Raw genomic sequence first — 15380 nt, forward strand, 5'->3', positions numbered from 1 at the left:
GGCGAATTCGAGCATCGTCACCAAGCTATGAGAATTTCACACTTCGCTCACGATGATAAGGGACTTGATGGCTTCGCGCTGATCCATGGCCTCATAGGCCTGCTGGATATGGTCGAGGTCGAAGCGTTGAGTGAACACGCGACAGGGCTCGATACGACCATCAAGAACGGCCTTGAGCAGGATATCCTTGTCATATGTAGTTACGGATGCGGCACCACCACGAAGCCCGATGTTGTTCCAGAAAAGTTTCGTAGTGTCGATCTCTTTGCCATGCGGAACGCCGACGCGACCCACTACAGCTCCTGGACGCACAATTTGAAGCGCCGTCGCGGTGGATTCCTGCGTGCCCACACATTCGAGCACGGAATCCGCCCCGTCACCGTCAGTCATATCCATGACGCGCTTGACAGCATCCTCACCACGCTCGGGCACGATATCGGTCGCACCAAACTGACGCGCGAGACGTTGCCTGTCGCCATGTCGGCTCATTGCGATTATTCGTTCGGCACCGCGCAACTTGGCCGAGATCACTCCGCAAAGCCCTACCGCCCCGTCGCCCATGACCACCGTGGTGTCGCCTTCTTTCACCTCGGCACTGGCGGCGGCGTGGTAACCCGTGGCCATAACGTCGGAAAGGGCGAGCAGCGAATTGAGCGTCTCGTTGCAATAGTCACTGGGCTTGCCAGGGATTTTGATCAAAGCCCAGTCGGCATTGGTGAACCGCAGGTATTCACCTTGGTAGCCGGCATTGCCACCCGACTCCTGATTCATGCAGTTCCCGTCAAAACCGGCACGGCAGGCGGCGCATTTCCCGCAGCCATGCGTGAACGGGACGATAACGAAATCGCCAGGGCGCACATGCGTGACCTCGCTGCCAACTTCTTCGACGATACCGATGGCCTCATGACCGGTCAGCGAACCCTTCTCGCGTTTCGAGATGCCGCGAAACCACCACAGATCCGACCCGCAGACGCACGCCCGCAGAATACGAATAACCGCGTCGGTCGGCTTTTTGATAACCGGCATAGGTGCATCGGTGACGGTCACCTTGCCCGGTTCCACAAACATTCCAGCTTTCATCATTACATTCCTTTCGTTCGGCAAACCCTAATCGTATGTGAGTCAGGCTTTGAACTATAACTACATCATTTATCAGATCCGGATACTTCGGATAACTCAGAGCACCTCTCAGCAATACCGATCAATTTAGTTTGGCGTATTCTTCCGGGTCGACCGGCTCCAACCACTCGTTCGAAGCGCCCTCTTCAGACGCCATCACGGCTACGTGCGAGAACGGCTCGTTCGGGCTGGCGCCGTGCCAGTGCTTGGTTTCCGGCGGCACGACCACCACGTCGCCAGGGCGCAACTCGCGCACTGGCTCGCCTTCGAACTGGCAGTAACCGCGGCCGCCCACGGCGATGAGAATCTGCGTCGCCTTGTGATGGATATGCCAATGATTCCTGCAACCGGCCTCGAAGGTCACGTTGGCGACCCTGGCCTGGTCCGTGCCGCCTAGCGGAGCATTGTAGCTCTGACCATCAAAATACTGGGCGTAGGCATCGTTGGGACGGCCCATTGGGAACGGGCTTGGGTTCGTGAATGTTGTTGCCATTTTCTGTATCTCTTTTCTGCTGGAATTAATTAAATACGATACGTTTCCTGCTTATTCGTTTCCGACAAACCAGGCCGCATATCAATTGATGTATCGGTGGTTATTCATAAAACCGATGGGGAGATTATCGTCCGCTGAACACAGGGAAACCGCTTGCCTCGCCGTAATCGGTGACCTTTGGCATATCGCGGAGCGTCTGCATATCTTCGGCGCTGATGCTGAAATCGACCTCGGCGTTAGCCTTGATATGCACCTCGGAAGAAGCCTTTGGCAACGGCAGCGTGCCGAGTTCCAGACAGTAACGAATCATCAACTGCGGCACGGAGACGCCGTAACGTTCCGCCATCTTGGCGAACGTCGGGTTGCCCACCATCTCGCCGTGGGCGATCGGCGAATAGGCCTCTACCAGAATATTGTTCTTCGTGGCGGTGTCGAGCAAGTCGAAACGCGTGTTGCCCACATGCGTGAGCAGCTGGTTGACCGCCGGCTTGATTTCGCAGTGTTGCAGGATGTTATCGAGGTCAACATCCTCGAAATTCGAAACGCCAATGGCACGCACGTTGCCAGCCTTCACGGCCTCCTCCATGGCCCGCCACGCCTCGAGGTTGCCTTCGAAGCAATGGTCGCCCTGATGGAAATGTGCCCAAGGTTCGGGCGCGTGGATGAGCAGCAGATCGATGTAGTCGACATCGAGGGCCTTAAGCGAGGCTTCGATGGAATCCTTGGCGGACTGGTAATCCTTGTGTTCGGCCCTCACTTTCGTGCTGACAAACACATCCTCGCGTTTCAGGCCCGAAGCGCGCACGCCTTCGCCCACACCACGCTCATTCTCGTAAGCCTGAGCCGTATCGACGTAGCGATACCCGCACGCGAGCGCCATCTGCACCGCCGATCCGACTTTGTAGTCATCAATCAGCCACGTGCCAAATCCCAGCTTGGGAATCTTCACCCCATTGTTCAGAGTGTAGTTTTCTTCAAGTATTGTCATCGTTGTTCCTTTCGAACCGTTTTATCGTCTTATAGAGGTATCTATCGCCACTATAAAAACTTCAAGTGCTTGAGGTCAATACAGCATCCCGTACGGTGTCGCGATCGGACGTGACCAAACAGCCTTGGAAGAATAATATGGACAAGAAAACACTCATCGTTTATTTCGATACCTTCACACGAATATATTCGCAGGCTTTTTCCTATTAGTTTCATCGAACAAATCGGCTATGCCGAATTTGAAGAAACGTCACCCAAAACCGCAAGCCTCCGCAGTTTCAACATGAAAATATTAAGATTACCGATATGAGCGAAATCATCATACGACAAGCCGCCAGGAACGATGCCTCAGCGCTGCAGGAACTCAACAACGTTTGCCTAGGATACGACTATCCCCTCAATCGCACGCGCGAGCGGCTCACGGAACTGCTGGCTAATCCGGGTTGCCGCATTTTCGTGGCCGTTCAAGACGGAAACGTCGTTGGCTACGTTCAGGCCAACATCTACAAGGCGACCTATGGCGACCCGGCGGTAAACGTCATGGGGCTTGCAGTTTCGGAAGCCGCTCGCGGCAAAGGCGCAGGACGCAAGCTGATGGAAGCCGTCGAGACTTGGGCACAAAGCATCAACGCCAAGGAAGTGCGGCTCAATTCCGCCGAGGCACGCAAAGACGCTCACAAGTTTTATCAGGCCGTCGGCTACACGCTGGATAAGATGCAGGCGCGATTCGGCAAGCGATTGCGGTAGTGCGCAGCGCATCGATTAAAGAAGGCGGCACTCAATAAAGTTATTCGAACGTTCCTTCAACCTTACCCATACCGACCACTTTGCCATCCAACTCGGCTTTGAGTTTACGGTAAGAGGTCATGGGCCCAAGCCCAAGTTGGCGATCAAGCGCATAGACGGTGAACTCGTAGCGGTGGCTGGTTCCTTTCGGCGGCTTCGGCCCGCGGTAGCGATGCCAGCCGTACGCCATTCCCTGAACCGCATCGCTGATTCCGGGCTGTGCTCCCCTGGCGATACCTGCAGACAAAGTCTCCATAACCGGCAAATCCCAAATAATCCAATGTGTCATTTCGCCGAATAAAGGATGACTTATGTCGCGAAGCACAATGGCCAGTGACTTGGCTTCATCAGGAAGGCCCGAAAACGTATATTCAGGCGAAACGTCGCGTCCTCTTCCAGTAAATTCCGTCTTAAACCGGCCGTCCTCATCAATCCCGCCGCAAGCAACTTCAATCCGCTCCATCGCGTCTTCTTCCTTTGCTACCAAGCCCTCATCCTTTTATAAGCATTAGATTATACCGGCCAGAATGTGTGTTTGGCCGATTGCCAGTGCCCCCGGTTTCCACCTGCACGTCCTGACTCATTCCTGCTCTTGCGACACCTTGATGATTGGTTTGCGGTTGCCTTTGACCGCGAACAGGAGATTGTTGGCCTGCTCGTAGATATTTTGGACGAGCTTTTCGATTTCTTCCGCATGGCCGGTCGTGGATAGAAACTGGGAAACGGCTTGATCGTAGTGGTTCTTGTTGTCGGTATTCAGTTGCTTCCAATTGATGTTTTTGAAATGCTCCAACAGCGGTCGGGAATCCGGTGGAAGGCTTATTCTTCCTTGCTCGATAAGCACCGCGATAATGGGATATCCGGCGTAATGCTGCCAGTACGTCGCATTGTCATTCGAGCTATACAGCCCATCGGAAATCATCACCGTATAACGTTTCGTGCGGGCCGATGAAGTCACGATGGCCTTCGATTCCGGGCGGCACAATTTCACACGACCATCTGCCACCGCGCTCAAAGCCTCGTATATTTTCGCGATCGGGGTTGGTTTTCTAAGAATATCGGGCATGTGGATATCTCCTTTCGATACGTCGTTGGTACGTACGAGCCATGTTTCTGAACCAGCCGCAGACGGATTACGCGGTTCCGTCCAGACCGTTACATAAACATCTTGAGCCTGCAGCCATCATCCCACTGGCCATGACAAAGTGTGTGTTAACACGAAAAGCGTATAGGAATATTCACGATTCTATAAGTAACAGAATAATGGAAATGAAAGCCATCGTATCTGAATCGTGTCTGGAAGCAAAAACAGCTGAAATCACAATACTTAGAAACGTTGAAATTTCAACGATTTCAGTCGGGCTGACAGGATTTGAACCTGCGACATCCTGCTCCCAAAGCAGGCGCGCTACCAAACTGCGCTACAGCCCGATGTGCACAACTACAAGCACAACAAATAAGTATAGCGCAACCCCGGCCATGCGACTCGCTAAGATAGTCAACGGTACATAAGAAGGCACGAAAGCAAGCGAATGGGAACTGTAAAACACAACCATTCGCGAGTGCAACTACAAGTAAAGGCAAGCGAACACAAAACTCAAACAAGAACGTCTGCGAATGAATCGCAACACGTAAACGCCAGCGAACAAACTGCGAAAATGTGAACGAGACGGCATAAAAACGTCAGACGGAAAACACGAAGGGCAATAAGCAACAATGGGACTGCATCAGCGAACGGAGACCTCGGGGCTCGTCTCCTTCATCATCTGCGCCATCGCGGGAGCGGGCTTTATGCAACTGTGCGTCTCGCTGCTACCGGCTGCATGGATGATCAGCCGCCGTCAGTTCGTCATCGCCTCCATCATCATCGCCGCGTGCGGCACGATCTCCTTCATCTTCGGCTATGCCCGGCGTTCCAGCTCGCTCAACACCCACAACCGCCTGATAGAAATCCTGCGCCGCCTGGTCGAGATCCTGGCACTGGCGACGGTCTACGCCTCCACGCTGTTCCTCGCCTCGTTCGCCCTCTTAAGCATGGCCGGCACCCTGATGGGCACGATGTTCCTCGAATACATCGTCGCGATCTGCGCCGGTTTTTCGGGCGTCGCCGGCTACGTCACCTTCGTGCAGGCCGAACTGATGGACGCCAAAACGCTGGCCGGTCTGCTGCCGCTGTTCGTCGTGGCCGGCGTCAGCGTCGCAGGGCTCACGACCGACGACCCGAACTGGTACACCAACAACTTCTCCCAGCTCGGCGACCGCACCACCTTCGCCGCCCGCATGTTCAACTCGACGCTGATCCTCGCCGGCATCTGCATCATCATCGTCAGCTACTTCGCCATCTCCGAGCTCGTGACCTCCTACCGCCAGCGCCGCGAATGGCATCAGGAGCAAGGACCGTTGCGTTCCAGCCGCATCAAGCACTACAAAGCGCGTCTGATCTGCCTTTCGGCAATGCTCGCCTTCTCCGGCCTCGCTTTCATCGGCATCGGCACGTTCCGCTATACGCCGCATCCCATTCTGCACAACGTCTTCGCCCGCGGCATTGTCTGCGTGATGGGCCTGCTGCTGCTCGCGCTCCCCTGGCTCGCCCCACAGCTTTCCGTGGCCATCTACGCGGCCGGCTACCTCGCCATTGCCGTCTGCGGCGTCGTGCTCGTGCAATGGCTGAACGGCGCCAACACGATGACCAACGTCGAAGCGTTGGCCGGTCTCGTCTTCCTCGGCTGGTTCATTATGTTCTCACGTCAGATCGCCGCCATCGAAGCCGATCGTATCGCCGAACAAGTGCTGCGTATCGATCAGGAAGAGGCTGCTGCGGACTCGACCACAGCCACGGCCGCGGCCAACATCGCCGCCACCATCCCATCCTCAGTCGACAAGAACCACCGCATGCATTCGCGCATCGCGGCGACGCAGTAAAAATACAACCTTATCAATATCGGATTTGCGATTATCCAACATCTAATTCAACGCATTTGACTTCAATAAACGATTCCCGCAATGCAACCATTGCCTTGAATCAAAGCCACAATAATAAGGGACAAAACCGACGGTTACGTAAAGATTGTGTCACCTTTTCTCCGCCAATTGCTCGCGCAACCGGCGAATCTCCTCATGCTGGATGGCGATGGTGGAATCCGCGGCCTGAATGCCGATCCCGGTCAGCTCCTCCCACGTCACCCAAGCGGACTGCACGTGCTCGTCCTTGTCGAAATGACGCGGCTTCTGCTTCCACGCCGAGAGATGAAGCACGAAAATATGCGCGAGTTCATTGGTCATACCGCCGGAAGAATAAAAAATGCCGACGTGTTCGATACGCACCGATTGCCTGTCTTTCGGCGTGACCCCGGTTTCCTCCTGCAGTTCGCGTAAGGCCGAGGTTTCAGGCTCTTCACCCTCCTCCATCAGCCCTGCCGGGAAACCGTAAGCGAACTTGTTCGGACCGACACGATACTCACGTTCCAACAGATACCGGTCCGTCAACTCGTCGTGGACCAGCATCACCACAGCCTGCGGATGAACCAGAATCTGACGACGCACCGGCACTTGACCACCATCGGTACCGGCGAGCGCCAGCTTACGGTCGTCAATATGGAAAATAGCCCCGCGATAGACGGTTGTGCTTGAAAGCATTCGCACCGGCGCTTCCATATCGACACCGTCACTCGAGGCCTGCAAACGTTTGTTGACCTCTGCCTGGATACGTTCCGTCTGCGTTGATTCCATCATTCACCATCCCGTCCGAGCACCAGCTGCCACGGGTCGGTGACGATGCCGACGCGCTGCGCTTCGGGACGGAAACCGGTGGCCCGCTCCACCCCGTCGGCGATATCGTCAAGCGCATACCTGAACCACATCGACTCGATGGCCGAATGCGGGGTGTTGATCAGCGCCGGCCGCATGGTTGCGCGCGCACCCGTCTCGCCGTCCTGCCGCCGCAGACTCGCCTCGTACCACGCCTGCTGCAACGCGTCAGTGGCCGGGTGGTGGCGCAGGTCGCTGGTCACGTAGACATCGGCACCGCTGGCCCGGACCTCGTCGAAATCGGAATCCCCGGACCCGGGCAGCACGGCGATTTTTCGGACTTCGGCATCGAGATCGCCGGCGACCTGAATGCCGTAATTCGTCTTCGGCACCTCATCGGCCACACGCTGGGCAAATGTCCGCAGCGTCATCGGTTGCGCAAGCGTTCCGACACGTCCCAGCCCTACGGCATGGCCGTGTTCCTCACCTGCCGGCACCAGCGGCACCTGGTCTTGCAAACCGAATGCATCCGCGGCGGCCTGCGCGACCCCACGATAGGCGACGTCGGCGTTGGTGTGTCCGACCCACAACCCGCAGTGCGCCCGGTAGAGCTTGCCGGCGATGGCTCCATGGACGCCAAGCCCGGAGACCTCGTGCACCGCACGGAAGAAGAGCGGATGATGGCAGATAAGCAGGTCAGCGCCCATCGCGAGCGCCTTGTCGACCACGGCCATGGTCGGGTCAGCGGCGAAGACGATCGTGCCGACGGTATCGTTCAGATCGCCGACGATCAGCCCTGGATGGTCCCAATCCTCGGCGTACTTGAGCGGATACAGAGTCTCCAATACCTTGACGACTTCGGCAAGTCTTGGCTTTTCCTGATCTGACATATTTCCTCCGAACTATTCGCCATCCATTCCAATGGATATCGGTGCTTGACAACACCACCGAAACCGACATCATTACGCAGCGCTTTATCGCGTTTCCGGCCGATAAACGAAAGATGGCTCCATTGCTTACCACAATAGAGCCATCGTCGAACACTTCCCAGTTGGCAGGCAGCCCGGAGAAAATCCCGATTACGGCCAATCCGTACGCCCACCTAACAGAGACAAGCAGCATCAGCGATTTCCACTGGCCATCAGTGCGCAGCGGCCTGCCAGTCGGAGCCGATGCCGATCGACACGTCCAGCGGCACGGCCAGATCGACGGCGTGTTCCATGGCGTCGCGCACCAACTCACTGACCTGCTCGCTCTCCCCCGGCGCGACCTCAAGTACGAGTTCGTCGTGGATCTGCAGGATGACACGGCTCTTGACACCTGATTCTCGCAACGCGTGGTCGGCCCGAATCATCGCAATCTTCATGATGTCGGCCGCCGAACCTTGAATCGGCGCGTTGAGCGCACCACGTTCGGCGGCGTCACGCACCTGCCTGCGCGAGGACTTGAGCCCCGGGAAGTAACGGCGGCGCCCGAACATCGTCTCGGTGTAACCCTTCTGACGCGCGGTGGCGACCAGCGACTCGAGATAGTCGTGGACTTTGCCGAAAGTGGCAAAATACTTGTTTTTCAGCACGTCGGCTTCGGCGGGGCTGATCTTCAACTGCTGCGAAAGCCCATAGGTGCTGAGCCCATAAGCCAACCCGTAGCTCATCGCCTTGACGTGGCTGCGCTGGTCGGAGCTGATTTCATCCATCGGAATGTCATACACTAGACTGGCCACATACCGGTGGAAATCCGCACCCGACTTGAACGCCTCGATCAGCGATTCGTCGCCGGAAAGGTCGGCCATGATGCGCAGCTCTACCTGCGAGTAATCGCAACTCAGCAACGACTCGAAGCCCTCGCCCGGCACGAACGCGGAGCGAATCTCACGGCCTGTGGCGTTGCGGTTGGGGATGTTCTGCAGGTTCGGATCGACCGAGCTCAGGCGCCCGGTGGCCGCGACGGTCTGCTCGAAAGTCGTGTGGATACGTCCGTCTCGCGCGTTGACGGCTTCCAACAACGTCTGCGCAATCTGCTTCAACTTATTGGTCTCGCGATGACGAAGCAGGGCTCCGAGGAAGTTGCTGGCCTTCTCGTCCTCGGCGTATTTGACATACAGGTTCTGCAAGGTGGCTGCGTTGGTGGTGTACGAGCCGGATTTGGTTTTTCTTGAAGGCTTGAGTCCCATTTCGTCGAACAGCACCGTCTGCAGCTGCTTCGGACTTTGCAGGTTGAGCTCGTGGCCGGCGGCCTCAAAGGCGATCTGCTGGGCCTGGTCGGCATCGGCCGTGAAGCCGTCGAGCAGCTCGTGTAAACGTCCCAGATCCACCTTCGCGCCGGCGTCCTCGATGTCGTAAAGCACCTGTGAGACCGGCAATTCGATGGAACGCAGCAGACCGAACTGCTTGCGCTGGTCGATCGGGGTCTTCAGGAAATCGGCGAGCGCCCGCACGATGGCGGCGTCCTTGACGGCTTCCTGCTGGGCTTCCTTTGATTCCTCAGCATTCGAAGCAGCGTCGTCGTCCTCACCGAAATCAAGCTCTCCCTGCGCCTTCTTCGGCTTGCTCTCCGGGATTTCCAGCTTGAGGAAATGTTCCGCCGCCTTTGCAAGGGTGTCGGCGTGGAAATCGGGATGGACCAGATATCCGGCCAGTTTGGTGTCGAACAGCGGACGGGCAAGCGCAATACCGACGGACGCCAGCAGATGCAGGTGCTCCTTGTAGCCATGCACCACCATGGAGCGGTGATAGGCGCCCAGCAGTGTCTGCAGCTCGTCGCGCATGACATCATCGATCGCCGACGCCGCAATCACAGCCGCCTCATCGCCGACGAGCATGACAACGGTTTCAAGCCTGGCATTCCCCGGTTTCGAACGGCCTGCGGCATAGAGCACCCACGAATGGCCCACCTGCTCGGAGCATTTCATGTCGTGATCGACCAGCTCAGGCCCTTTGGCACCTTCGATGATGGCCTGTTCATCCGACCGCTCGTCGCTGTCAGACTTGGAAGAGCCGGCTTCTGCCGGACCATCGGCCTCGCTTGATTTACCCGTATTGCCAGCGTTATCAGCCTTATCGGCACCAGCTGCTTTACCGGCTTTCGCCGTTGCCGCATCGCCCTCTGCTCCGAAAACTTCCAATACATGATCCGAAATACCAGATATATCCGCGACGAACTCCGGACCCATGTTCTTGTTGATCCAGTCGCCCAATTCGCCGGCATCGGCGATCTCGGTGATGTTCGGCTCCTTGACGTTCACCTCGTCATCCTCAGCCGGCGCCGAATCCTGGGTCGTGTTAGCGACATCAGGCATGACACCGCCGTTGAAGGATTTGACCAGCCGGTTCTTGGAACGGTTGCTGAACTGGAGCTTGGCGAAGATGGCGTTGACCTTGTCCATGTCCATGCCACCCAGAGTGAAATCGTCGATGGACGCGCCGAGGTCCATGTCGCGCAGCACGGCATTGACACGACGGTTGAGTTTGACCTGTTCGATATTGTCGCGCAGCGCCTGCCCTTTCTTGCCTGGCAGTTCGTCAGCGTGCTCGATGATCCCCTCGAGCCCGCCGTACTGGTTGATCCATTTGGCCGCGTAGCCGTCGCCGACGCCCGGAACTCCGGGGATGTTGTCGGCGGTCTCGCCGCGCATGGCCGCCAGGTCCGGGTATTGCTGCGGGGTGACCTTGTACTTGTCGACGATGGCCTGCGGGGTCATGTGCTTCAGATCTTTGAAATGGTGGCCTGGGTAAAGCACGGTGATATCGTCATCGATCAACTGGAATGCGTCCCGGTCGCCGGAGAGCACCAAGGTCTTGTATCCGGCGTCCTCGCCCATCGAGGCCATAGTGCCGATGATGTCGTCGCCTTCGTAGCCCTTCTTTTCCACATAACGCACGCCCAACGCCTTCAGGAGGTCTTGAATGATCGGCAGCTGGCTCAACAACTCCTCCGGTGCGGCGTCTCTCGTGCCTTTGTATTGCGGCAACATCTTATTGCGGAACGTGCCGCCGGCCATATCGAAAGCGACGGCGAGATGATCGGGTTTCTCGTTATCGAGCACCTGCGCGAGCATGGTCGAGAAGCCCCAGACGGCGTTGGTCGGCTGGCCGGTGGAAGTGGTGAAGCTTTCGACAGGCAGTGCGAAATAGGCGCGGAACGCGAGGGAATGGCCATCCACCACCAATAGCGTGCCTTTGGTCTTCGAGGCCGTTGCTGCTGTCGGGGCTGCCTTGGTTTCCGTATCGCCTTTGGTTTTCGAGACCTCTTTCGTTTTCGTGTCATCACCCGTTTTCGAGGTGTCGTTTGATGCTGTGGTGTTGCCGGCCTTTTCGGTATCGTCGCTATCACTCATAAGATCGTCATTCCTTGCAAATTCGTTTCGTACGCCGTGTTCTATCCACTATACAAATATCGCCTGCCGATTCATAGGCGAATCGACAGGCGACTTCATAAGATTTTGCCTTAAGCTCAGCGTTGCTTGGGTTCCGGCTTCGGATCGCCGTACTTGGCGATGATGGCCATGGCCAGGCGCTTCTTGGGGATGCGCTGATCCATAGAGGTCTTCTGGATCCAGCGGAAGGCGCCCTGCTCGGAGAAGTCGGCCTTGTCCATCAGCAGGCCCTTGGCGCGGTCGACGAGCTTGCGCTCTTCAAGCGTATCCTCGGCCTTCTTGAGCTTTTCTTCGGCTTCCTTGAGCTGGGACTCGGTCTCCTTGAGCTTGCCTTCGTTCGCTTCGACGGTATCGAGCAGATCGTTGATCTCGGCGAAACGGCCCATGGCCACTTCTAGCGCGGGGAGCAGCTTGGACTCTTCGTACGGCTTGGTGACGTAGGCCATGGCACCGGCACCGGTGGCCTGCTTGACCAGATCGGGCTGGGAATAGGCCGTCAGCATGACAACAGGCGCGATGTTCTCGTCGCAGATGGTGCCGGCGGCGGTGATGCCGTCCATGCGAGGCATCTTGACGTCCATGCATACCACATCCGGATGGAACTTGCGGGTAAGTTCGACAGCTTCCTCGCCATTGGCGGCTTCACCGACGACCTTGTAGCCGTTGTCTTCGAGCATGGCGACCAAATCCATACGGTTCACGGATTCGTCTTCGGCCACAACGACGGTGCGCTGATGCGGCTCGCCCTCTTTTTCGGCTTTTTCGTTCTTGGCTTCGTCGGCGACGGATTCGATGTCATCGGTGGCGGCGGCCTTCAATTCCTCATCGGTCAGTATCTGATCCATATCATTTTCCATTTCTGTATTCACTCCTGCACCCGTATCTTCGCGCCTTCTCAAGTCTCTTATGGCAAATGTCGAGTACAAAGTACATTGATACTATGATATATCAATCATTCAAAAGTGATAAACTCACTCAACGTGCCCTTGGTGGGACTCGAACCCACACTGCACAGATTTTGAGGCTGTTTCCTCTACCAATTGGGATACAAGGGCTTGTATCTGGCCGCAACTGCAGAATTGCAACCCTTTAAAAGTAGCATAATCAAGCGACGTCAGAGTGTCGATTTCGTCATCTGCGTGTCTTCTCGCACGTTCTGCTCAATGGCCGGTTCAAGAAACGAGACGATCCCCGGTTCCAAAACGTTTCCGTTTATCAACCAGGAATCGCCTTCAAGAAACAGCCGGGCTTTCAGCTAACGGCTAGAAGCGTTTCGCCAAAAACCTTTTCACGGTTTCAGTCAGCGTCGCAGGCACCCACGGTGTGGACGTAGATGGAATCGGTGCGGCCGGACTTCTGCTCGCCCTGAGCAGAAGACAGCACGACGATCTTGTCGCCGTTGACGACCTTGCCGGCATCGCGAAGCAGCTTGTCGGTGAAGATCATCAGCTGATGACGGTTCATGTCGTGATAGTCGGCGTCGGTGCAGAACGCTTCGGTGCCCCAGCTCAGAGCCAGCCAGTGATAGGTGTGCTCGTTGTTGGTGATGCCGTAGATCGGGGCGGCCGGACGTTCGCGGGAGACGCGGTGCACGGTGGAACCGGTCTGCGTGTAGGCCACGATGGCCTTGGCGTTGGTCTTGTCGGCGAGGTCGACGGCGGCCGAGGAAACGGCGCCGGTGCTCGACATGTCGAGATTGCTGATGGAAGGAATGCGGTCGAAGCCGTGCTCGGTGGCGTAGCCGGAGATGCGGGCCATCGTGTTGACGGTCTGAGCAGGATAGCTGCCGACGGCGGTCTCGTTGGAGGTCATGGTCGCATCGGCACCGTCGAGGACGGCGTTGGCGCAATCGGAAGCCTCGGCGCGGGTCGGGATCGGGGAATTGACCATGGAGCCCAACACCTCGGTGGCGACAATGACGGGCTTGGCGTACTCACGAGCAAGCTCGATGCAGCGCTTGGTGACCAGCGGCACCTCTTCGAACGGCATCTCAACGGCCATGTCGCCGCGGGCGACCATGATGCCGTCGAACGCCTTGACGATGTCCTCGAGGTTCTCGACGGCCTGCGGCTTCTCGATCTTAGCGACGATCGGGATGCGGCGGCCTTCCTCGTCCATGATCTCGTGGGCGCGGTCGATGTCGGTCGCGAAACGCACGAAGGACATGGCGATGATGTCGGCACCGGTCTGGATGGCCCAACGCAGGTCGGCCTCATCCTTCTCGGTCAGGGCCGGGAGACTGACGGCCACGCCCGGCAGGTTGATGCCCTTGTGGCTGGAAACCGGTCCGGCCACGACGACCTTGGTGTGCACGTTGTTGCCCTCGACCTTGGTGACCTCGAGGCGGACCTTGCCGTCGTCGATCAGGATCGGGTCGCCGACATGGCAATCGCCGGGCAGACCCTTGAAGGTGGTGGAAGTGATGTGCTCGTCACCCTCGATGTCGTCGGTGGTGATGATGAATTCCTGTCCGGCCTTGAGCTGGACCTTGTCCTCGCCGTCGGCGTTCTTCTTGAACCAGCCGCAGCGGATCTTCGGGCCCTGCAGGTCGACCAGGGCGGCGACGTTGCGGCCTGTGGTCTTGCCGGCTTGACGAACGTTGTTGTAGACCTTCAGGTGGTCATCGGTGGTGCCGTGCGAACGGTTGAGGCGCGCGACATCCATACCGTTCTTGACCAGTTCGGTCAGGTTCTCCAGCGATTCGCTCGCCGGCCCGATGGTGTCTACGATTTTTGCTTTCCTCATGAATACCTGCCTATTCTTTTCTGACATTTGTTTGGCGGAAATCTTCCCGCAACATCTATCCAGTCTACTAGCATCCGCAAGCAATGTGGCCTGTTATGGCGACTTTTATGTGAGCGCTCACATAACTACGAATCGACCTTCATCATTTCGTTTTGGAGGCGTCTGCTTTCATCTTGACGACGCTGGCCGCAGCCGCCGTCCCGATGGCCACGACGATGACAGCAAGAGACACCCACGTGGGGATTTCCGGCACCTGGGCAATCGGCCTGCCACCGTTGATGAACGGCAGTGAATTGCCGTGAAGCGCTTCCATCACCAGCTTGACGCCGATGAACCCGAGGACTACTGCCAAGCCGTATGGCAGGTATTCCAGTTTGTCGAGCAGGGCACCGAGCAGGAAGTAGAGCTGCTGCAGACCGAGCAGCGCGAAGACGTTGGAGGTGAAGACGATGAACGGGTCTTTGGTGAGCCCGAAGATCGCGGGGATCGAGTCAAAGGCGAACATGACATCGGTGGTGCCGATGGTCAGGAAGACGATGAGCATCGGGGTGAAGAACTTCCTGCCGTCCTTCACGGTCCGGATTTTTTCGCCGTCATACTCGTCTGTGATTTTCACCACTTTGCGAAGAGCTCGAATGATCGCATTTTCGTGATACTCCTCATCCTCATCGTCGCCGGCCACCAGTTTGACGGCGGTATAGATCAGGAACGCCCCGAAAATGAAGAAAACCCATGTAAAACGTTGGATAACGGCCGCACCCACCAGAATGAACAGCCCGCGCAGGATGAGCGCGATGGTGATGCCCACGCTCAGCACGTATTTCTGAAGCTTTTTCGGCACGGCGAAATTCGTCATGATGATGACGAAGACGAAGAGATTGTCGATACTGAGCGAATATTCGGTGAGCCAGCCGGAATAGAACTCCAGCGCCGGCTGCGAGCCCGACACCCACCAGACCAGACCACCGAAGATAAGCGCCGCAACAACGAAGAAGGCGATATGCTGCACGCACTCCTTGGTGCTGGGCACATGCGGTTTACGCCCAATCACAAACAAATCGACAACGAAGAAAATCGCAAGTACCACATATGTGGCGATCATAAACGCTAGGGGTGTTTCGGCCATGT

Annotated in this window: 13 protein-coding genes and 2 tRNA genes; 2 read left to right on the forward strand and 13 right to left on the reverse strand. The window is 57.1% G+C overall.

The window, feature by feature from the left end; translation table 11 throughout:
* Positions 1 to 36: 36 nt before the first annotated feature.
* The 3 genes from OZX71_RS05180 to OZX71_RS05190 form a co-directional block, all read right to left on the reverse strand.
* Positions 37 to 1080, reverse strand: coding sequence for a zinc-dependent alcohol dehydrogenase family protein (locus OZX71_RS05180; protein ID WP_277160662.1), 1044 nt, complete (start codon positions 1078 to 1080; stop codon positions 37 to 39).
* Positions 1081 to 1201: 121 nt separating this feature from the next.
* The gene (locus tag OZX71_RS05185) at positions 1202 to 1612 is read right to left on the reverse strand and encodes a cupin domain-containing protein (protein WP_277159584.1); all 411 of its coding nucleotides are present in this window, start codon (positions 1610 to 1612) and stop codon (positions 1202 to 1204) included.
* Between the two features lie 124 nt (positions 1613 to 1736).
* Positions 1737 to 2600, reverse strand: coding sequence for an aldo/keto reductase (locus tag OZX71_RS05190; RefSeq protein ID WP_277159585.1), 864 nt, complete (start codon positions 2598 to 2600; stop codon positions 1737 to 1739).
* Between the two features lie 305 nt (positions 2601 to 2905).
* On the opposite strand from OZX71_RS05190, the gene OZX71_RS05195 reads away from it, so the two are divergent.
* Positions 2906 to 3346 (forward strand): GNAT family N-acetyltransferase, encoded by a 441-nt coding sequence (locus OZX71_RS05195; protein ID WP_277159586.1) that lies wholly within the window; start codon positions 2906 to 2908, stop codon positions 3344 to 3346.
* Positions 3347 to 3386: 40 nt separating this feature from the next.
* On the opposite strand, the gene OZX71_RS05200 is transcribed toward OZX71_RS05195, so the two are convergent.
* The 3 genes from OZX71_RS05200 to OZX71_RS05210 all read right to left on the reverse strand — a co-directional run bounded on the left by OZX71_RS05200 (position 3387) and on the right by OZX71_RS05210 (position 4816).
* On the reverse strand, positions 3387 to 3872 hold the full coding sequence (locus tag OZX71_RS05200; protein ID WP_277159587.1) for a YbhB/YbcL family Raf kinase inhibitor-like protein: 486 nt from the start codon (positions 3870 to 3872) through the stop codon (positions 3387 to 3389).
* Positions 3873 to 3965: 93 nt separating this feature from the next.
* Entirely contained in the window at positions 3966 to 4451 is a 486-nt protein-coding gene (locus OZX71_RS05205) for a hypothetical protein (RefSeq protein WP_277159588.1), read from the reverse strand.
* 291 nt (positions 4452 to 4742) lie between these two features.
* Positions 4743 to 4816: transfer RNA gene (locus tag OZX71_RS05210), tRNA-Pro, on the reverse strand.
* A gap of 285 nt (positions 4817 to 5101) precedes the next feature.
* Here OZX71_RS05210 and OZX71_RS05215 point away from each other — a divergent pair.
* Complete coding sequence (locus OZX71_RS05215) at positions 5102 to 6307, forward strand: ABC transporter permease (RefSeq protein WP_277159589.1); 1206 nt, start codon at positions 5102 to 5104, stop codon at positions 6305 to 6307.
* 150 nt (positions 6308 to 6457) lie between these two features.
* On the opposite strand, the gene OZX71_RS05220 is transcribed toward OZX71_RS05215, so the two are convergent.
* The 7 genes from OZX71_RS05220 to OZX71_RS05250 all read right to left on the reverse strand — a co-directional run bounded on the left by OZX71_RS05220 (position 6458) and on the right by OZX71_RS05250 (position 15378).
* Positions 6458 to 7117, reverse strand: a complete 660-nt coding sequence (locus OZX71_RS05220) for an NUDIX hydrolase (protein ID WP_277159590.1) — start codon at positions 7115 to 7117, stop codon at positions 6458 to 6460.
* Entirely contained in the window at positions 7114 to 8022 is a 909-nt protein-coding gene (locus OZX71_RS05225) for a Nif3-like dinuclear metal center hexameric protein (RefSeq protein WP_277159591.1), read from the reverse strand. Before OZX71_RS05225 ends, OZX71_RS05220 begins: the two co-directional genes overlap by 4 nt.
* 251 nt (positions 8023 to 8273) lie before the next feature.
* Positions 8274 to 11468, reverse strand: a complete 3195-nt coding sequence (polA, locus tag OZX71_RS05230; RefSeq protein WP_277159592.1) for a DNA polymerase I — start codon at positions 11466 to 11468, stop codon at positions 8274 to 8276.
* Between the two features lie 116 nt (positions 11469 to 11584).
* Entirely contained in the window at positions 11585 to 12364 is a 780-nt protein-coding gene (locus OZX71_RS05235) for a response regulator (protein WP_277146592.1), read from the reverse strand.
* Positions 12365 to 12488: 124 nt separating this feature from the next.
* Positions 12489 to 12562 (reverse strand) — tRNA-Leu (locus OZX71_RS05240).
* A gap of 241 nt (positions 12563 to 12803) precedes the next feature.
* On the reverse strand, positions 12804 to 14252 hold the full coding sequence (pyk, locus tag OZX71_RS05245; RefSeq protein WP_277146591.1) for a pyruvate kinase: 1449 nt from the start codon (positions 14250 to 14252) through the stop codon (positions 12804 to 12806).
* Between the two features lie 142 nt (positions 14253 to 14394).
* Positions 14395 to 15378, reverse strand: a complete 984-nt coding sequence (locus OZX71_RS05250) for a TerC family protein (RefSeq protein ID WP_277159593.1) — start codon at positions 15376 to 15378, stop codon at positions 14395 to 14397.
* Positions 15379 to 15380 lie beyond the last annotated feature (2 nt).

The sequence above is a fragment of the Bifidobacterium sp. ESL0764 genome (genome assembly GCF_029395515.1).
Taxonomy (GTDB): Bacteria; Actinomycetota; Actinomycetes; order Actinomycetales; family Bifidobacteriaceae; genus Bifidobacterium.